Genomic DNA, 19,134 nt, shown 5'->3' with positions numbered 1-19,134 from the left:
AGTTTCACGTGCGGTGCGAGTTGCCTCACCCACCAAAACATCCTGTACGTAGTAACGCGGCCTTGCTCGCACATCGGAATAAATTCGTCCAATATACTCACCTAGCAAGCCTAAGCCGATAAACTGCCCACCAACAAATACAAATAGAATCGCAAATAACGTAAACAAACCGTCGCCAAGCCCATTCTGAGCCAAATAAAATACGCATAAGCATTAGTATGATACCGAACGCGATACCCGCTGCTGCGGTCATACCGCCCACGATGCTCAGTAAACGCAACGGCGCGGTTGTCATACTCGTGATCAAGTCGAACATCAAACTGATCAACTTCATAAAGCTATACTTAGATTCACCATCAGCACGTTCGTCGTGGTGAACTGGGATTTCTGTCGTATGACGAGAAAAACCATTCGCCAGTACTGGAATAAATGTACTGCGCTCATGACATTCTAGCATTGCATCAACAACATGTCGGCGGTAAGCACGCAGCATACAACCGTAATCGTTCATCTCAACGCCTGTAGAGCGCTTAACCAGTTTATTGATAACTTTAGATGGGTAACGACGCAACGCGCTATCTTGACGGTTTTGACGCACAGTGCCGACCGAATCAAACCCCTCTTCCGCTTTAGCAACCAGATTTGGAATCTCTTCTGGCGGGTTTTGTAAATCGGCATCTAGGGTGATAATTAAGTCGCCACGAACCTGCTCGAAACCTGCCATGATCGCATTGTGCTGACCATAGTTACGGTTAAGGATAACACCAACCACATGGCTGCCTTCTTTCGCAGACGCTGCTTCAATGATTTCAACACTGCGATCTCGACTACCGTCGTCGACTAATACTAGCTCATAGTCTTTACCAAGGCTGTCTGCCGCTTTCGTCGTCCGCTCGATTAGCTCTTGTAAGCAACTTTCTTCGTTGTATACCGGTATGACGATAGACACAAAATTGATAGGTTCATTCTGTTTCATGGGTTATCCAATTATTTCTGACACGGCATTCACTACTCGCGTAACATCTTCCTGAGTCATATCAGGAAAGAGCGGTAGTGAACAAATTTGCTGGCTATTATGCTCTGTATTTTCTAAGTTTGGCGTAATCGCGCCAAATCGTTCTGCGTAGTTTTCTCGATAATATTTCTGGGTATGACACGCTTTAAAGTGAATGCCAGCGCCAATCCCTTTCTCTTTGAGTTTAGCAATCAACTCGTCACGTGTGATGCCCGCTTGCGCAGGGTCAATACGTACAATCATTAAATGCCAACAGTGTTTGTGGTCATGATTGGCAAGACCTAACGGAGTCACACCTTTAATGGCACTTAACTTTTCACGATAGCTCAACGCTAACTCAGTACGGGCTGCCGTAATCTCTGCAATACGATCCATTTGACCAAGTGCCAATACAGCGCAAATATCTGGCATATTGTATTTAAAGCCTGGTTCAATGACCTCGGCTTGAGGCGCTCGACCTTGAGTTTCACGATCAAAAGCATCGACGCCTAGGCCATGAAACTTCAAACGGCGAATTTTATCAGCCAGTTCTGCATCAAATGTAGTGAAAACACCACCTTCTGCTGTGGTGACGTTTTTAATCGCATGCATGGAGAATAGACACGTACCGCGAGCACCAATAGGCTGACCTTGATACTCTGCGCCTAAAGCATGCGCCGCATCTTCAACCACTGGAATACCAAAACGCTCACCAAGTGCATAAATTGGATCTAAATCCAATGACGCGCCAGCATAGTGAACTGGGATGATCAGTTTGGTTTTATCGGTAATCAGCGGTTCAATCTTTTCTGCATCCGTCATTAACGTGTCAACATCAACATCGACAAAAACTGGCTTAGCACCCACTAGGGTGATCATGTTTATCGTCGATACCCACGTAAGAGAAGGGGTAATGACTTCATCACCAGGACCAATACCAAGTGCCAATAAGACTAAATGCATACCTGCCGTCGCGCTACTTAACGCTACTGCATGCGGCGCGCCAGTATGCTCAGAGATTTTACTTTCCAGATCCGCATTTTTGGGATCGGTTTGTAATCCATCCTGAACGCAGTACATCAACGACAGCTTGAATATCTTTTTCATCGACCGCAGGGCGACATAAAGGGAGAAAAGACTGGCTCATATATTTAACTCACAGATAACACGTGCGCATTGGCACGGAGAACGACAAAGTTTACTAGGGCGTTCAAAGAATTAAAAGGGCTGAAGGTGTCCAAATGTCTAATTTATTGACCTTTTAGAACACTATTAAATCAAACATTCACTGAGTATATTGTATTGTCGGCAAAACCTGAGAAAACTTAACAATCAATGCGTCACATAAATTCGCCTTCCAAACGTTACTACTAGGCATAGTATAGGCTCAGTGTAACAAATATTCCGTAAACGTCGTCAACGTCAGATTTATGTCAATAATAGCGGCAAACTGCCCACTAGCATGACGCTAGGTAACAGGTTACTCAGTTAAGCGGCTCAGCACTCATTAGGATAATTATCGCATATCTACACAATTGCTAATGTATGCGTTTGTAAACGGTGTCATTTGTCTCTGAGCATGGTTAACGTTAGAATCCAGTTTTTCAAGTTCAAACGGTTTTTCTAGTGAAACTCAAAGACAGCCCTGTCACTCAGCATAATGTGGAAGGCCGCTCGTTTTATTTAAAACGTGATGATTTGCTTCATAGCCACTTTAATGGCAATAAAGCGCGAAAATTTGCCACATTATTAGACCAACACAATCCGAATATTTCTCGCTTGATTGGATGGGGCTCAGCCCAAGCAAACTCGCTGACATCACTTGCCGCTTTAGCGAGGATAAAAGGTTGGCAGCTGACTTATTATGTTGATCATAAACCCGCTTGGTTAGATGAAAAGCCGATGGGAAATTATCGAATGGCCCTAGAGCTTGGCGCTAATATCGTGTCACTCTCCGATCAGGTCGATAATCTAGAGAAATGCCACCCTAGTGACTTTATTCAACGTCAACATGGCGATGATGACTCATGTCTCATTGTCCCAGAGGGCGAGCTACGGTTTCAACTTGCAGAAGTTGGCGTGCAAACGCTTGCCAGAGAAATTTTGGCATGGGCAAGGTTTGAAAAGAACGCTAACCTAAAAGTCGCACTGCCTTCTGGCACTCGAGTACCACTGCATTATACCTTGCTAAAGCGTTGCATTCAGAAGGTATTGAAGTTCTCACCTGCCCTTGTGTTGGTGGGCGAGACTACTTAGTTAAACAGTTTCATGAGCTGAACGAATTCGACGTTCATCCGACTATTTTGCAGCGGGACGCGAAACACCATTTTGGTAAGCTGTATCAAGAAGACTACGCCATATGGCGCTTGTTATACGAACAAACCGATATAGAGTTTGACCTACTGTATGATCCTCTGATGTGGCGCTGCTTGCTCCCTTGGTTAGCAGCTAACCCCGATGCTACGGTACTTTATGTGCACCAAGGCGGGTTGTTGGGGAACGAAACCATGTTACCGAGATATGAACGAAAGTTTGGCGCAAGAGATAACTCGATACTGAGCTGGTAATGGTTCTATGGTTCTATGGTTCTATGGTTCACACAAATACTGGAAATACTAAAAAGGGAAGCGTGGCTTCCCTTTTTTTGCTAAGTCGACTTTAACTTTACCGTACTGGATTACTTATGAGAGGAATAAGCCGCTAAATATTGCTTCGCCAAAAGGCTCGCTTCATCTATCTCTTCATTCGATAACTTGGTCGTTATTTCATCACGCAGATTCTCAGCGCTTTGATAGCCATTTGTCGCAGCCACCGACGCCCAAGCAAGCGCTTGAACATTGTTGAGCTCAACACCCTCGCCTAATGAATACTTAAACGCTAAATTACGTTGACCGTAAGCATAGCCATTTTCTGCGGCTTTTCGATACCAGTTCACCGCTTCAATGTCATTTTGCTCAATACCCAATCCTTTCGCGTACATCACTCCTAGGCTATTTTGCGCGACATCATAGCCACGCTCAGCCGCTAAGCGATAATACTCAACGGCCTTAGCGTTGCTCTTAGGAACGCCTCTACCCCATTTGTACATACCCGCAAGATAGTATTGCGCTTGGTCATGACCAATGTTGGATGCTTTTTCAAACCAAGACGCGGCTTCTTTCGCATCGTAATGAACACCGTGTCCATTGTCATACATCATGCCCAACTTATACATTGCCGTCTCACTGCCTTGTTCTGCAGCTTTGAAATACCACTCAACAGCAATCTTATCATCTTCTTTAATGCCATTACCGACGGCGTATCTGTCCCCTAACTCAATCTGTGCAAACAAATCCCCTTGTTTCGCCCCTTGAGTTACGGCTTTTACACTTGATGCAGACCAATCTTTCGTAAATGCTAAGCTCCCTGCGCTAAAACACAGACTACATAGTGAAACCGCTAACAGTGTTTTTCGCATTTCCTTTTCCCTTTCTGAAGAATTCGTCGAATACTGACACATGTTCATAGAAGTTTTAGGGATTTTAAACAGAATTCGCAATACTCTGACAAAGAATTTCGTTCAAGTCACAAAACCAACGCCACTTCCATTCACTCAACCAATGCAACAAGCTCAACCCAATGCCAGTTAAAATAGAGTGTCCCTTTCGTTAAGAAAAGCGTGAGGAAAAATGTAATCGTTTGCAATTAGCACTCGTGTTACTTGGCTAATTTTTGTAAACTTTGTCACAAATTGATTTTAAATAATGGTATCTACATGGCTTCAAAATGGGCAAAACGATTTATCCAAATGGCTGAGCTTGTTGGGTCGTGGAGTAAAGATCCCTCGACACAAGTTGGCGCGGTGATCACGAAAAACAATCGCATCGTTTCAGTGGGCTTTAACGGTTATCCACACGGCATCTCTGACAGTGCCGAAAGTGATGAAAGAGAAACCAAATACCTGAAAACCTTGCACGCGGAAGAAAACGCGATTCTCTTTGCGAAAAGAGATCTCGATGGGTGCGAGATTTGGGTCACGCACTTCCCTTGCCCTAACTGCGCCGCTAAGATCATTCAAACGGGCATTTCAGTCGTCCATTGCCCCGCACAATCTGAAGACTTCCTCTCTCGATGGGGGGATAAAATCTCACTCAGCCAAGATATGTTTGAGCAAGCTAATGTCCGTATTAACTGGCTTACGCTAGATCAGGACGAGGCATAATCAATATTTAGCATTAAGTAAGCGATATCATTTAGCTATGCTGTCGTTTACTTGCTCCCCCCAAGCACCAAACTTTCGTTATCTGCAAGCCTGCTGGTCCAAACCAATTTCATAAAGAAAGTGATATATATCACTTTCCAACAATAATGCTATCCTTTAGAATTCGCCATCCTTATTAATGTGGCTTAGTCACATCACTAGCAAGAGTAACTTCATGGCCAAATTCCGTTCGCTGTCGATTGCACTTATCGCAATGATTAGCGGGACTATTTCCCCAACGCTACAAGCCTTTGAGCTCCCTCTATTTAAAGCAGAGGCAGAAGAGCGTGGTTATACATTACCTGAAGCCATTGGGTTGAGTTTTGGCTATATGAACGTTTCTCAGGGAATAAATGTAGATTCAATTACATTGGCGGGTTTAGGCCCACTAGACGATATCGGCATTAAAACAAAAGGTGGTTATCAGGAGAGTCAAGTTATCACCCTGAAAGCCGACGTATGGGTGCTACCTTTTCTAAATTTTTACGCTATAGGCGGGAAATTAGATGGCTATTCTGAAACCACGATTAGCCACGTTAAACTGTTTCCTAACCTTCCTGGTGACGGCATTGAAATAAACGAACCTTTCCGACTTGACTTAGATGGTTATACCTATGGCGCAGGAACAGTCATTGCTGGTGGGTATGAGAGTGTTTTTGCCCTAGTTGACGCCAGCTATACTAAAACAAGCCTGACTGTTATCGATGGAGAAATCGATTCAATCGTGATCTCTCCGCGCGTTGGCTATGATTTTTCAAGAAACAGCGATTGGCCAATCAGAGCTTGGGTTGGCGCACAATATCAGAATATAGAACAAACCTTATCCGGTAGTATTAACGATTTGCCATTAGGTGGCATTTCCTTACCAGACAACGCGAAATTTACCGTAAACCAGAGCTTAGCGAATAAATGGAACACGCTAGTCGGTGCCCAATATGAATTCACCCCTAACTGGGTGCTTATCAGTGAAATTGGTTTTGGACAAAGAAAAAGTTTCTTCATGACATTGGATGCAAGATTCTAGTCACTCCGCGCAGCCACTCACCAGTCAATGAGTGGCTCACTTCCTACACCGCTTACCTTTCTTTACTACTCGCTTCCACTTCGCTGATTTTCTCCGACTTCTTCGTCGCTTCTAGCATAATAGGTAGCAGTACCAAACTGTAAACCAGAATACTCGACAAGGCGATCGTTAACACCAGTCCGATAGAATGCATCCCTTGATGCTTGGCAACAATTAACGCGCCAAACGTCGCGAGAGTAGTTAAACAGCTGATTAGGGATGCTTTAGGTGTCGAGGTCTTAAAGAAACCTTCCAAACTGCCCACGGCACGAAAACGCTTAACGATATGAATGCCATTATCCACCCCTAAGCCAAAAATCAATGGGACCACAATAATATTAGCCATATTCATGGACAAGTTGAGCCAATACATCATCCCTAAGGTAGTGATCGTCGCTAATCCTAACGGAATAAAAATGAGTACAATGTCGCGTTTCTTGTTCACCGTCCAAATCAGGATCAACGCGATCGCCAAGATCGACATCAAAATCGCAGCTCTAAAGGCATCGACGACAATGCCCCCCACTTCTTTTTCGGCGACGGCGCGCCCCGTGGCATTCGGAGCAATAAACTGCACATCGCTAATAAACTGGTTTAATTCTTCGACATTACTCATGTCTCCTAACGGCGTGACGGCGACCAGCCATTCTCCTTGCTTACTGATGTAGCGTTGATAAAGCGAGTGAGGCAAATCTTCATCAATATTCAATCCCGTCGCATTTGACGTGATTGCGGATAACGTATCGCTGTCGACACTAGAAAATAGCGCTTGGGTCAGTGACCCAAGATCAGCACTATCATTCGCCATTGTTGGAATACGCTCAGCATTTGGCCAACCCTTTTCCACCGCTAAACGCTTAAACTCACTTAGTGACAATGGTTTTGCTGTCATGTTGGGCTGCAAAACATCAGACAATTGCTGCGTGCGTTGTGCCAATTCTGTTGGCATGAAATCGCTAGCAATGATGACTTGACTGATGGTTGGTTCGTTAAGTAACTGTGACTTCCATTGCTTCGCTTCTTGTTCGTTCTTGGCGACCGCATATAACTGGTAGCTAGAACCCAATCCATGTTGTTGTAATGCATACAACCCTAACACAGACTCCGACTGTGGGTTTTTCAATACTAACGTCGAAAAATCAAACTTAAATTGAGTGGCGCCATAACCCATCACCAATGACAGGCAAACCATTAAAAAGGTGATTGTCCGCTTATAAGTCGCAAGCCCATGACCAAACGCAGAAAAATAGCGCGTGTCAGTTTTATGTTTAACCGTTGGGTAACCAAATAAGGTAAAAAATAGTGGTATTACGGCAAATGTCGCCAATAACCCAAGTAACATGCCTAATGCGGAAACAATACCTAACTCACCCAGTCCCGTGTAGGCAGTGGGATAAAAACTAAGAAACCCAATTCCAGAGGAAAGCGCGCACAGCGCCAACGGGCGAAACGAATGAGCGACGGCATGAGTCAAGCTATGACGGTTGTCTTCGCCTTTAATTTTGAGTTCTTGAATATGAAGACAAAGATGAATGGAAAAGTCGACGGCAAGGCCAATAAACATCACCATAAACACGATAGAGATGGTGTTGTACGATCCCACGACAAACAGACTAGGCGGCGAACGTCCACACCAACCCTATGATGACCGTCAAATAACACGCAACAATGACACGAAGCGAGCGAATGCCAATAGCAAGTATCAATACTAGACCAATCAGCGACGCACTACCTGCAATGGCGATGCTATTATTCGCGTCAACGATTTCGTCGAAATCTAAAGCCGCTTGACCAGTAATCTGTACCGCGACACTAGACGGTAATTCCGCTGCTGTGACCGCATGATGAATCGCTTCAATTATCGCTCTGTTTGGCTCCTTAACGCTATCATCTGGCTGCGCAACCAGTGTTATAGCGTACGCAGTTGGCGAGGTAATATGACCGCTTAACTCGCGTGCCCAGTCAACTTTCTGACCGCTAGCCGCTAACAATAAAGGCTCCAGTATATTTTCGTTCGCTTTATCTCGCTCTACCGAACTATCGGTACCTAGAGCACGAGTAGCAATGTGACTATTACGGTCAATTAATTGCCCCAAATACACCTCTAAGCGCTGAGCGTTAGCGCCAGCAACTAATGGTGCTACCTGTTGGCTAGCCATCTTTTTAAGGGTTTGATAGTCACTGTCGGTGATGAACCCCAGAGCATGTTGCTGGAACCATGATAAAGTCGACGGGGCAAATACGTCTTTAATAACAGAAGACGAGGCCAACTCATCAGCGAGTGATTCAACACTTTGCTTAGCAAGCTCACCATCTTGGCTCGTGACCAACACCACCACATTACCCGTTTCAGGAAATGCCTCTTCAAGGTGAGCGAGATTATCAACCCACGCGCCATCTTGTTTCACCAGCGAGGAGAGATCGGCGTTCATTTTGAAGTGTTGTTGCCCGTACCAAGCACTGGCTGCAGTCAGCGCAAGTACGAAAAGTAAAATACACTTAGGGAAACGTTGGATAAGGGTAATAAGTTGATTCACGATAAATTGACAATAAGTAACGATAAGGCGTTAAGTCTAACTCAAAATCACCAAAATCCCGTCAGATTATTGTTAGTACGCCGTCTTTTCTAGCCACTTTTGTTTGCTTACTGCTTGATAGAAATCTGTACTATCTATTGGATTCATATCGCCATTATCGTGGCCATTGGTGAACGACTTGCATCAAAAAAGGAGCCGAAGCTCCTTTCATCATATTTTTATCCGATCATAATCACTCAAAACAGCCCTAGCTATTCTTGATCAATCATCCACTTACGGAATTCTTTACGCTCTTGCTTGGAGGCCTTCAAATACCAAGCCTGTAGCTGGCCAACATTATCTGATGCTTGCAATGCAACCACTTCTTTAGACGCTGCGCTAGCCGATACTTTAGGGGTATCCGCTACCGTCGCAGCAACCGCAGTTGCGGCAGCCGCTGTCGCGACAGGGGCTGCCGACGTCGCTACCACCATTTCACCGGATGTGAAAGTAATGCCTCGCTCTGCATTATGCGCGGCAATGAGCTCATCCATTTGCATGTACGGCATAAACCCGTCTTTGCCTTTTAGCTTTTCTTGCTCATACGCTAAGGCATAACCATCTTGCGTCACGCGCCACTGCGGCGTGTCACCACGAAACGCCACTTTCGCTTCTTGCTCGCTGCGCGCCACTGGATGATTAATTTTCACCTCGTCGCCCGTCACATTCACGGTGAGGACATAAGGAGCGGACGTGTAAACATTGGAACTGCTGCCTTTACCCAGTTTTTTATCCATACGAACCACAACTTGGTTTTCACCTTGCTCAAGTTCGTTTTTACCTATTCTTTCTTCAGCTTCTTGGCCATTAATAAAGTAAACCGAAACGCCTTTCATCGGCACAAGCGTTGCCGCATTCACACTAAACGCCAGCCCTAACGCGGCAAGAACCACAATACTATTTTTCACAATCGGCTTCCTTTACTGCTGCCTACTATCTTGTCAAACAGCATGACACAGAGAACACTCGCAAAAAAGGATTTTTTAGATAAATTGACATCTAAATCACTCTATTGCAGACGTAAAAAAGCCACCCTAGGGTGGCTTTTAAAATAATCTTTTAGCTAAAAGCTAGATTAGAATTCAGCTTTAACACCAACAGCGAAGCCAGTACCGTTTTGCTTAATGTTTGGATTAGCGTCAGTGCCTACATTTGAGTAACCATCGTTACCACCAACTTCAGCATAAACTGTAGCGCCAGGTGCTACTTTGTAACCAGCGTTTACGAACCAACCGATTTGCTTGTCGTATGTCGAAGCGTCTGTTGAACTAGCAGATTGAGCTTTGTCATAGTTTGATTGGCTAACACCACCAGCAAATACGATTTGGTTAAGTGTATAGTCTGCAGCGAAGGCAATTGTTGTATCAGTAGTTGAATCACCCGCAGTTGGGTCCATCTTCATACCGTAGTAACCTACTTCTAGGTTAAGGTTTTCAACACCAGCAAAACGCGCTTCGATTGCCATTAGTGATTCTTTGTCTAAACCAGCTTTAGCGCCATCACCTTTAAAATCAGCTTGGCCATAGAAACCAGTGAAGTCAAAATCAGCTACACGTACACCAAGCTTAGCATCAACCATGTTGCCATCTACGCCAAGACCATTGTTTTTATTTTTGTCTTGCTTGTAAGCGATACCGCCGTAGAACATACCTTTGTCTAGGTCGTAACGAATTGCTTCATCACCGCCAAAAGGAGAGCCGTTAGAGAAGAAAGAGTTAACACCGAACTGGTAGTCAGAACCAATACCAGCATCATCAAGGATAGTATCTAGGCGACCCACTTTAATAGAACCAGCAGCTTGAGAGTAAAGCGCTACGTATGTGTTACCAGCGTGAGCAGCTGTGCTCGTACCTTTAGTTACGCTGCTGTTCGCACCGTCAAATTCCCAGTACGCACCAAATTGTAGGTCGTCGTTAATTGCATAACGCGTATCAAAACCAAAATCCGCATCTTGGATTTCTTGGTGCATTGTAGCGCCGTCTTCAACACCTTGTAGGTAAACAACTTCAATGTCACCTTTTAGGTTAACTGTTACTTTATCGCTGTTATAAATTTCGATACCTGCTTGCGCAGAACCTGCTGCCAATACTGCTAGAGCTACTAGAGTCTTTTTCATGATAATCCACTGCCTTTTCATTAGATGGGAATTCCCTTTCGGTTCCCTTTTTTAATATATATCGCGCCAAAATCATTTTTTAGAACAACAACCTTTTGTTCCTAAGTCGTTTCAGCGTCGTTAAATCTCGAAATCAAGAATGCAAAAGTTATAAGACAATGTCAAACACCCTAAACGAAATACATAAATTACTATAAAACCATCAATAACAATAAGTTAGGTAAACACATGTGACACACCGCAAACTTTAAACGCACTCAAAACGTGCAAACCCAGCACTAAAATCACCACACCAATCAGGCATAAACTCCAAAAAACCACACTCAGACACCAAAGAATCAACACAAAGAACCGCAAAAATGCATTTTTTGGGGTTTTATATTTTTTGACCGTTGAAAGATATATAGGTCCATGAAAGTTCACTCAATTTTTGTGACATTGATCAAAACTATCACCGCAAAATGATGACGAGAATCTCTGAATGTCACCAATCGAAGTGTGCTATCATCGCCGCACTGCAATTTGGATCACAGTATGACAACCAGTAAAATACAATCATCAATTCGCCAAAGTTATCAAAACCTGCAACATCAGCTGGATAACTTCGTCCCTAGACGTGCACAAAACTATCTTGTGTCTGAAATTGCGAAAACGTTACTTGGTCAATATCACAAGTCGACACGTATCATCGTCGCGGAGGCCGGGACAGGAATTGGTAAAAGTCTGTCTTATCTAATGGCCGCGATTCCTATCGCGGTACAAAACAATCGCAAGATAGTGATTTCTACTGCAACCGTCGCATTACAAGAGCAGCTGCTTGATAAAGATTTGCCTTTATTTCGACGGATTACTGACCAAAACTTCTCTTTTATTATTGCTAAAGGACGTCAGCGCTATTGCTGTGCCGAAAAGTTAGCGGTGGCATGTGGTGGCGAAACCGGCGTAGATAATAGCCAACTTGCCATGTTTGAGTCCAAACCAAAGAAAAGTGATATCAAACAGCTTCATGATATGTATGAAAAGCTAACCCAAAATAAGTGGAATGGTGACCGAGATTCATGGCCAGCCCCCATTGATGATGCCATTTGGCAAACCATTGTGAGTGAAAAGCACAGCTGCAATAGCGGACTCCCCGCTCACAGACAGTGCCCTTTTGCTAAAGCACGATCAGAGCTAGACAAAAACGATGTCATTATTGCCAACCATAGCCTAGTCATGGCCGACGCTGACTTGGGCGGCGGGGTGATTTTGCCGGAACCAGAAAACACCATTTTTATCTTCGACGAAGCCCACCATCTACCGCATGTCGCTAGAGACCACGCTTCAGCCTCATCAACATTAAAAGGGGCGGTGAGTTGGTTAGAGCGGTTAAACCAAGCCGTGTCGAAATTCTCCGGACTTGCGGATGAAAAACGCGTCGGGCGTTTTCGTAATGAATTGCAAGACTCGATTCAGCAACTCATTCCAATACTGGGTGAAGTGAATACCTTTTGCTCATCGTTAACCTTTGAAGAAAGTTATTGCCGATTTGAAGATGGAGAACTGCCTACGTGGCTTGAAACCCAAGCTAAAGATCTCAAATCCATCACTCAAAAAGGTGCACAAGCTTCGGGTAAAATTGCGGATTTGATTTCCGAACGTCTTAAAGATGGCGAACTTTCAGCAAAGCTCGCCGAGCCCGCCTTAGCAGAGCTGGGATTCTATATTCAGCGTTTTGAAAACCTTGCCGCCGTATGGCGACTCATGAGTGAGCCTAAAAAAGAAAAAGGGGCGCCACTTGCGCGTTGGATAGAACAAAGCAAAGAGCGCGATAATGACCATGTTGTCAGCGTATCGCCTTTGGAAGTCGGTTGGCAGCTCGACCAGCAAATTTGGTCTCGTTGCGTTGGCGCTGTGTTGGTCTCTGCCACAATGCGAGCGTTAAATTCCTTCTCTTTCTTTTGCCATCAAAGTGGCATTAGCCAAAAAAGAAGAAGACGGCGTGCAATTTCTAGCCCTCGCTTCACCGTTTGATTACGCTAATCAAGCTGAGCTTGTTGTGCCAAAAATGAAATATGAGCCGCAGGCGACTCCGTTTACCGATGAACTTAAAGAAAAGCTCATGGAATACATCGCCGATGGTAAGAGCAATCTAGTACTGTTTTCTTCCTATTGGCAGATGAACCAAGTGGCTAATGACATTAAAGGCAAATTTGCCTTAAAAGGCTGGCACCTGCAGATCCAGGGCGAAACATCACGCACAGAAATTCTAAATAAACATAAAACGCTGACTCAATGCGGTAAAACCAGTGTACTTTTTGGCACTGGTAGCTTTTCTGAAGGGCTAGATTTGCCCGGAGAGTTACTTGAAAACCTCATTATAACTAAAATACCGTTTGGAGTGCCGACTTCACCGATTGAACAAGCACATGCAGAATATATCGAACGCAAAGGCGGCAATCCATTTCTACAGATTACAGTTCCTGAGGCCAGTAAAAAGCTGATACAATCAGCGGGACGTCTATTACGTAAAGAAAGAGATTGCGGTACCTTGTATATTCTAGACAGGCGCATCGTAACAAAAAGGTATGGCAAGTCACTTCTCGATTCCCTACCCCCATTTAAAAGAACTATCGAATACTAAGGTGACAGGTCTCCATGGAATTTATTGAACCAAGCATGCTTGTGGTGCTTGCGCTTGTTGCCTTTGTGGCAGGCTTTATCGATGCGGTAGTAGACGGCGGTGGTATGCTCACTGTGCCTGCCTTACTGTCTCTTGGTCTGCCTCCTCATATTGCCCTTGGCACCAATAAATTAGCGGCGACGTTCGCCTCTTCCACGGCAGCATTTACTTACTATCGTAAACGACTGTTTAATCCAGAGTGCTGGAAAAGAGCATTTATAGCCACGCTTATCGGCGCCACTTTGGGTACGTTTGTCGTGGATATGATTTCAACAGAGTGGTTAGAAAAAGTATTGCCTCTCGTTATTCTTGCCGCAGCGCTTTACACCGTTTTTCATAAATCACCAAGTGCCGACGGCAATGGTGTCAATAAAGGCTGCCCTAAATTCAACCGTAAGCAATACCTGCAAGGTTTGTCACTTGGCTTCTATGACGGTGTTGCTGGCCCTGGAACTGGCGCGTTTTGGACGGTAAGTTCAATGGCCTTATATCGGCTAAATATTCTACTCGCCTCTGGATTGGCAAAAGCGATGAACTTCACCAGCAACTTTACCTCTTTAGTGACGTTTGCTTTCTTAGGACACATTAACTGGGTACTAGGACTGACCATGGGGGTCTGCCTTATGGCGGGAGCTTACATTGGTGCCCATTCCGCGATAAAATTTGGTGGCAAGTTCATTCGACCGATTTTTGTCACCGTGGTCAGTGTTCTTGCCATTAAATTGGCCTATGACGCATGGTTTTAAAGCGTCCGTTCCAATACAAATCATTCTATAATTACTATGCGATTGACCACTGAGAAAAAAGATGAAACTCGCGGATCTGCATACTCGTCTAGAAAAGCTTCGCCAATCAGCCGCTGCCTATGACGCGGAACGCAAAAAGAGCGTAACGGTGTTATTTGATGATCAACTCTTTAATGCATCCTCTCGTTTTCTTTCACCTTGCGTGCACGAAGCAAAAGATAACCTAAGGCAACTTTCGTCGAATACAATTTCTCTGACTAAAGCGCAGTACTTAGCGGATCGCTTAGTGGCTCAACTCGAAGCATTGGAAAGAGCCCTTGCCCCATTTGCTCAGCCCAATACTACTAGCCCGCAGGAGTCTAACGACCTTCACAGCCAATTACGCCAGCACCAAGAATGGGAAGCCCGTTTATGCGCACTCGTCAGGCATAAAGAGAGTCTGTTGGGTTCTGGGGGAAATAAGGAGACGCTTGAGAATGAATGGCAAATCGCCGAGCAGCGCTTGCAACGTTGTCGAGCGGCTTTACTCAACATCGAACATCAAATTAATGAAAGTGAGAAGTTTCTATAATGGCAACAAATCAAAGTTTAGAAAATGCACCAGAAGACGTTAAACTGGCCGTCGATCTCATTTATTTGCTAGAAAGCAATGACATCTCCCCGGAAGTTGCACTTAAAGCAATCGATATGGTACGAGCGGATTTACTACGACAGCTCGAACAAGGCCAATCATAATCCTTACTTATTATTAGCCAATTCAAAATAAAAAAGATAGGTATCGCTTGTTTGCCCCACCTATCTATCTTCACTTTCAGCTGCTGTGCTTATCGCCGCTACACTTTAAATTGCTTCATCAACGCCTGCTGCTGCGACGACAATTCATAAATATCGTTGCCAACATTTTCAGACTCACTCGCTTGTTCTAAGATCTTCGCACTCAGATCGCGTATATTCGTCACGTTTTGATTCACTTCGGTCGAGACTGACTGCTGCTCTTCAGCGGCCTTGACGATTTGTGAGTTCATGTCGTTGATCGCTGAAATAGACTCAAAGATCTTACTCAATGATGTCACCGCTTGTTGCACATGCGTGGCGGTAGAATCGGCGAGGTGCGATCCTTGCTGAATCGCGTTAACCACATCTTTAGTGCCCGTTTGTACGCGCTCGATCACTTCGCGGATCTCACCTACCGAGTCATGTGTGCGGCTCGCTAAACTGCGCACTTCATCGGCAACCACAGCAAAGCCCCTACCCTGCTCACCCGCACGCGCCGCCTCTATCGCCGCATTAAGCGCAAGGAGGTTAGTCTGTTCGGAAATGCCCTCAATGACCGCCAAAATCGCGGTAATATTGGCATTGTTCTGAGCCAGCTCTTCCACTATTGGAACCGTCGCTTTCATTTGCTCGACCAATCTCACCATTTCAGCGGCGGAAAGCTCGGCGACCTCTTGCCCTTGGCTGGCTGAGTCATTAGCCGACGCCGCCGCTTCAACCGCGGTTTCGGCATTTTGCACCACCAGCGATGCGGTTTGGGTCATTTCTTCTGACGCTGTGGCGACGAGATCCACCTCTCTAAACTGCGCATCACAGCTCACTCGACTGGAAGCCGCGGTTAATTTCGCCTGCTCCGCGGTTTCGATTACCTGTTTTGATGTCGTGGCAACCTGCGAAATCGTCGTCTGAAGCTTCTCTAGGAAAGCGTTAAACTGAGTCGCAAGCTGGCCAATTTCGTCTCCAGACTTCACCTCCAGGCGTTGAGTTAAATCCCCTTCTCCAGTAGCGATGTCCTCGAGTCTCGACACAACTTCGCGAATTGGCTTTACCAGGCTATGAGACATAACGCCGATGATCACAAGACCAATGAATACAAACCCTACACCGACTAAAATTTCACTAACGATCCCTTCTTCAAGTTGAGATGACAGCGTTTGGTCAAGACGAATGGCATCGCTTAACACCGAACTTCTTGGCATATCAAAAAATACGCCCCAGGTTTGATTTGCAATAGAGATAGGGTTAAATACCGTTAACCACTCACCATCAGCACTCCACTGAATAACGGCTTCTTCGCCAAACATCAGATCTGTCACTTGATTGTTTGACAATACTGAGCTGACAAATGGCGTCGCAAGCTTTTACATCAGCATTGTCACTGGCAATGACCGATTCATCCAAGCTGACAATATTGACCTGACCACTGCCGCCAAACAAGCTCGTATCCGATTGCGTGACAGTCTGTGCCAGTTGCGTTAACCCCAAATCAATACCTAAAAAACCAATAATCATGTTATCAACTTCAATCGGTATCGATAGCGACGAACTCAAGTGAGTACTGCCCGCTATTTGCGTCGCCTTCGGTGTACTCACACAGGCGGATTCTGTCGCCAGCGGACAATAAAATCGCTCAGCGTCTGCAAAGTTATCTAAATCCGCCTGACTCAACACATGTCGGTTGGCATTTTCACCTGTCTCTGCAATTTTCCAGTAAGTGGCGAACTGACCGCGCTCATTCGAACCGACATAGTCTGCCCCTTCATAATTCGAGTCTTCTCCATCAAGGAGGTTCGGTTTAAATACCAAGTAAGCCCCTTCGATAGAAGGAAACTGAATAACGGCCTGGCGAAGCATTTCATCTAACGCAGTGCGCAAATCTTCGCTCGGCACAAAGTTTTCTTCCGCATTAGATTTTTGAAATTTTGCGTTGGAAATGAGCATCTCTGCCCGAAAAATAGCTTCGCTGAAATAATCTTTGACTTCTCGTGCGTTGATTTCGGCTCGCGCTTCTAATAACGCCTCCGACTTTTCCACTACAGATTGGGAGCTCAGCTTCTGAGTGGCTTGTTGATTATTGGTGGCGTTATAAAGCGAAAAGCCAATGAGAGCCAAAGAAGTAAATAATAAGCAGCAATAAGCTAAAATCGTAATTTTCCACTGAACGGAGAGAGTTCGCATAATACATCCTTTTCGCAAACGGTTATCCATGTAGGCATGTTATCGACAGAACATCCTTTTTATTGAGCTTTTTATTACAACATTATTACACTTGTAACTCAATAATTTGAAGTATACCCATCTCTATGACAATGCTAATATTTCTGTTATCGGATCGGAAAAAATACAGGACCATCTCCAATGAAAGTCATCAGTTTTAACATCAATGGACTTAGAGCTCGATTGCATCAATTGCAAGCCGTCATTGATAAACACCAACCCGATGTCATCGGACTACAAGAAATCAAAGTACACAATGATGCCTTTCCTATTGAAGACGTCGAAGCCATGGGCTATCACGTCTATTTTCATGGTCAAAAAGCGCACTATGGCGTCGCCATGCTGTGTAAGCAAAAGCCAACGTCTGTGCAATACGGGTTTCCTACAGATAATGACGACCACCAAAAACGTATGATCATGGCGACGTTTGATAATGATAATGGCAAGAAAGTAACGGTGCTCAATGGTTACTTTCCTCAGGGTGACAACATCACCCATGAAACTAAGTTCCCGTATAAACGTGAGTTTTACAACGACTTAATGACGTATTTAGACGAATACCATACACCTGAAGACGACGTCATCATCATGGGTGATATTAATATCAGCCCGATTGACTTAGATATTGGCATCGGCGCGCCTAACCAAAAGCGCTGGCTCAAAACGGGCAAATGCTCATTTCAACCAGAAGAACGAGAGTGGCTAAAGCGTCTGCTTGACTGGGGTTTTATTGACACTTTCCGCCAGTTACACCCAAATGTTGATGATCAATTTTCATGGTTTGACTATCGCTCAAAAGGATTTGTTGATAACAGAGGGCTACGTATTGATGTCGTGCTAGCGACGCCATCGCTATCAACCCGATGTATCGAAGCGGGTATTGACTACGAGCTGCGCGGCATCGAGAAACCTTCTGATCACGCACCTATTTGGTCGACATTTAAATAAGGCTACTGTGGCGCTATAGAAAGCGAGATAGCATCCGCTCATGAGGCATAGGCCAATAGAAAAAGCGCCGCGGCATTCAACCGCGGCGCTTTTTATTACTTATTTGCTATTTCAGTAAATTAGCTTAATGGGCGTAAATACGCTAGGAAACGTTTCTCAGCATTTTTAAATACCCAGAGAATGATAAACGTCAGCGCCATATAAAACATACCAGCGGCTAAAAACGACTCAAAAGGGGCATAATAGCGAGCGTTCACCAACCTTGCCGCTCCCGTTAGATCCATAATAGTGACAATGCCAGCCACAGCAGAACCATGTAACATGAAGATCACTTCGTTACTATAAGCAGGAAGCGCACGACGTAGCGCACTTGGCAAAATAATTCGACGATAGGTTTTCCAGTACCCCATCCCATAAGCTTTCGCCGCTTCAACTTCCCCTTTTGGTAAGCCATTAATGGCACCTCGAATAATCTCCGCGGTATACGCTGAAGTATTCAATACAAATGCGACTAACGCACAAAACCATGCGTTTTCCCACAACGTGTCTTTGACGGGGAAAAACTGATCCATACCATAGTAAATAAGATACAACTGGACTAATAACGGCGTACCACGGAAAAAATAGATAAATGCCCACGAAGGTGCTATCGCCAAATAGTTATTACTATTACGAGCAATCGCCAACGGAATAGCAACACACAAACCAATCACTAATGCCAATGAAACCAGCCATGCCGTCGTCCATAGTCCGTCAAGGTAAACAGGAAAACTGTCGATAATGATAGAAAAGTCCATA

14 protein-coding genes and 3 pseudogenes are annotated in these 19,134 nt (G+C 44.8%); 8 read left to right on the top strand and 9 right to left on the bottom strand.

Annotated features, from left to right (window positions below):
* Positions 1-97 precede the first annotated feature (97 nt).
* Positions 98-976 (bottom strand): glycosyltransferase, encoded by an 879-nt coding sequence (locus AC0L66_RS06765; RefSeq protein WP_473568824.1) that lies wholly within the window; start codon positions 974-976, stop codon positions 98-100.
* Positions 977-979: 3 nt separating this feature from the next.
* Positions 980-2,074: an aminotransferase class I/II-fold pyridoxal phosphate-dependent enzyme gene (locus AC0L66_RS06760; RefSeq protein WP_473568823.1), complete on the bottom strand. Its 1,095-nt coding sequence runs from the start codon at positions 2,072-2,074 to the stop codon at positions 980-982.
* Between the two features lie 546 nt (positions 2,075-2,620).
* Between AC0L66_RS06760 and AC0L66_RS06755 the strand changes: the two are divergent.
* A pseudogene (locus AC0L66_RS06755) lies at positions 2,621-3,561 on the top strand (1-aminocyclopropane-1-carboxylate deaminase/D-cysteine desulfhydrase).
* Between the two features lie 110 nt (positions 3,562-3,671).
* On the opposite strand, the gene AC0L66_RS06750 reads toward AC0L66_RS06755, so the two are convergent.
* Positions 3,672-4,451 (bottom strand): tetratricopeptide repeat protein, encoded by a 780-nt coding sequence (locus AC0L66_RS06750; RefSeq protein WP_473568822.1) that lies wholly within the window; start codon positions 4,449-4,451, stop codon positions 3,672-3,674.
* Between the two features lie 297 nt (positions 4,452-4,748).
* On the opposite strand from AC0L66_RS06750, the gene AC0L66_RS06745 reads away from it, so the two are divergent.
* The gene (locus AC0L66_RS06745; protein ID WP_473568820.1) at positions 4,749-5,195 is read left to right on the top strand and encodes a dCMP deaminase family protein; all 447 of its coding nucleotides are present in this window, start codon (positions 4,749-4,751) and stop codon (positions 5,193-5,195) included.
* A 214-nt stretch (positions 5,196-5,409) separates the two neighbouring features.
* Positions 5,410-6,258 (top strand): TonB-dependent receptor, encoded by an 849-nt coding sequence (locus AC0L66_RS06740; protein WP_473568819.1) that lies wholly within the window; start codon positions 5,410-5,412, stop codon positions 6,256-6,258.
* Between the two features lie 52 nt (positions 6,259-6,310).
* Here the strand turns inward: AC0L66_RS06740 and AC0L66_RS06735 are convergent, their stop codons facing one another.
* The 4 genes from AC0L66_RS06735 to AC0L66_RS06720 all read right to left on the bottom strand — a co-directional run bounded on the left by AC0L66_RS06735 (position 6,311) and on the right by AC0L66_RS06720 (position 10,989).
* Positions 6,311-7,900, bottom strand: a complete 1,590-nt coding sequence (locus tag AC0L66_RS06735; protein ID WP_473568817.1) for an MMPL family transporter — start codon at positions 7,898-7,900, stop codon at positions 6,311-6,313.
* A 10-nt stretch (positions 7,901-7,910) separates the two neighbouring features.
* Entirely contained in the window at positions 7,911-8,834 is a 924-nt protein-coding gene (locus AC0L66_RS06730) for an MMPL family transporter (RefSeq protein ID WP_473568815.1), read from the bottom strand.
* A gap of 251 nt (positions 8,835-9,085) precedes the next feature.
* Complete coding sequence (locus tag AC0L66_RS06725) at positions 9,086-9,781, bottom strand: DUF2057 family protein (RefSeq protein ID WP_473568814.1); 696 nt, start codon at positions 9,779-9,781, stop codon at positions 9,086-9,088.
* Between the two features lie 167 nt (positions 9,782-9,948).
* On the bottom strand, positions 9,949-10,989 hold the full coding sequence (locus AC0L66_RS06720; protein ID WP_473568812.1) for a porin: 1,041 nt from the start codon (positions 10,987-10,989) through the stop codon (positions 9,949-9,951).
* A gap of 534 nt (positions 10,990-11,523) precedes the next feature.
* On the opposite strand from AC0L66_RS06720, the pseudogene dinG reads away from it, so the two are divergent.
* The 4 genes and pseudogenes from dinG (at position 11,524) to rsmS (ending at position 15,132) form a co-directional block, all read left to right on the top strand.
* Positions 11,524-13,612, top strand: a pseudogene (dinG, locus tag AC0L66_RS06715) (ATP-dependent DNA helicase DinG).
* A 14-nt stretch (positions 13,613-13,626) separates the two neighbouring features.
* Complete coding sequence (locus AC0L66_RS06710) at positions 13,627-14,397, top strand: sulfite exporter TauE/SafE family protein (RefSeq protein ID WP_473568811.1); 771 nt, start codon at positions 13,627-13,629, stop codon at positions 14,395-14,397.
* Positions 14,398-14,458: 61 nt separating this feature from the next.
* Positions 14,459-14,968, top strand: coding sequence for a primosomal replication protein (locus tag AC0L66_RS06705; RefSeq protein ID WP_265673436.1), 510 nt, complete (start codon positions 14,459-14,461; stop codon positions 14,966-14,968).
* On the top strand, positions 14,968-15,132 hold the full coding sequence (gene rsmS / locus AC0L66_RS06700) for a pleiotropic regulatory protein RsmS (RefSeq protein WP_473568809.1): 165 nt from the start codon (positions 14,968-14,970) through the stop codon (positions 15,130-15,132). Before AC0L66_RS06705 ends, rsmS begins: the two co-directional genes overlap by 1 nt.
* Positions 15,133-15,230: 98 nt before the next feature.
* Here rsmS and AC0L66_RS06695 read toward each other — a convergent pair.
* Positions 15,231-17,349: pseudogene (locus AC0L66_RS06695) on the bottom strand (methyl-accepting chemotaxis protein).
* A gap of 180 nt (positions 17,350-17,529) precedes the next feature.
* On the opposite strand from AC0L66_RS06695, the gene xthA reads away from it, so the two are divergent.
* Positions 17,530-18,336 carry an exodeoxyribonuclease III gene (gene xthA, locus AC0L66_RS06690; RefSeq protein WP_473568808.1) on the top strand — a complete coding sequence of 269 codons (807 nt, stop codon included), beginning with the start codon at positions 17,530-17,532 and terminating at the stop codon, positions 18,334-18,336.
* Between the two features lie 119 nt (positions 18,337-18,455).
* Here xthA and AC0L66_RS06685 read toward each other — a convergent pair whose 3' ends face one another.
* Positions 18,456-19,133: an ABC transporter permease gene (locus tag AC0L66_RS06685; RefSeq protein WP_265673432.1), complete on the bottom strand. Its 678-nt coding sequence runs from the start codon at positions 19,131-19,133 to the stop codon at positions 18,456-18,458.
* Position 19,134 lies beyond the last annotated feature (1 nt).

The sequence above is a fragment of the Vibrio sp. GJ43-1 genome, assembly GCF_055808835.1.
The sequence above is the reverse complement of the archived record's forward strand: the minus strand, read 5'-3'. Positions and strand labels throughout refer to the sequence as shown.

Bases quoted from the DNA above. Each gene is read 5' to 3' on its own strand.
- xthA (WP_473568808.1), top strand. From the start codon at position 17,530: ATGAAAGTCATCAGTTTTAACATCAATGGACTTAGAGCTCGATTGCAT.
- AC0L66_RS06760 (WP_473568823.1), bottom strand. From the start codon at position 2,074: ATGTACTGCGTTCAGGATGGATTACAAACCGATCCCAAAAATGCGGAT.
- AC0L66_RS06720 (WP_473568812.1), bottom strand. From the start codon at position 10,989: ATGAAAAAGACTCTAGTAGCTCTAGCAGTATTGGCAGCAGGTTCTGCG.
- AC0L66_RS06685 (WP_265673432.1), bottom strand. From the start codon at position 19,133: ATGGACTTTTCTATCATTATCGACAGTTTTCCTGTTTACCTTGACGGA.
- AC0L66_RS06750 (WP_473568822.1), bottom strand. From the start codon at position 4,451: ATGCGAAAAACACTGTTAGCGGTTTCACTATGTAGTCTGTGTTTTAGC.
- AC0L66_RS06740 (WP_473568819.1), top strand. From the start codon at position 5,410: ATGGCCAAATTCCGTTCGCTGTCGATTGCACTTATCGCAATGATTAGC.
- AC0L66_RS06710 (WP_473568811.1), top strand. From the start codon at position 13,627: ATGGAATTTATTGAACCAAGCATGCTTGTGGTGCTTGCGCTTGTTGCC.
- AC0L66_RS06745 (WP_473568820.1), top strand. From the start codon at position 4,749: ATGGCTTCAAAATGGGCAAAACGATTTATCCAAATGGCTGAGCTTGTT.
- AC0L66_RS06765 (WP_473568824.1), bottom strand. From the start codon at position 976: ATGAAACAGAATGAACCTATCAATTTTGTGTCTATCGTCATACCGGTA.
- rsmS (WP_473568809.1), top strand. From the start codon at position 14,968: ATGGCAACAAATCAAAGTTTAGAAAATGCACCAGAAGACGTTAAACTG.
- AC0L66_RS06705 (WP_265673436.1), top strand. From the start codon at position 14,459: ATGAAACTCGCGGATCTGCATACTCGTCTAGAAAAGCTTCGCCAATCA.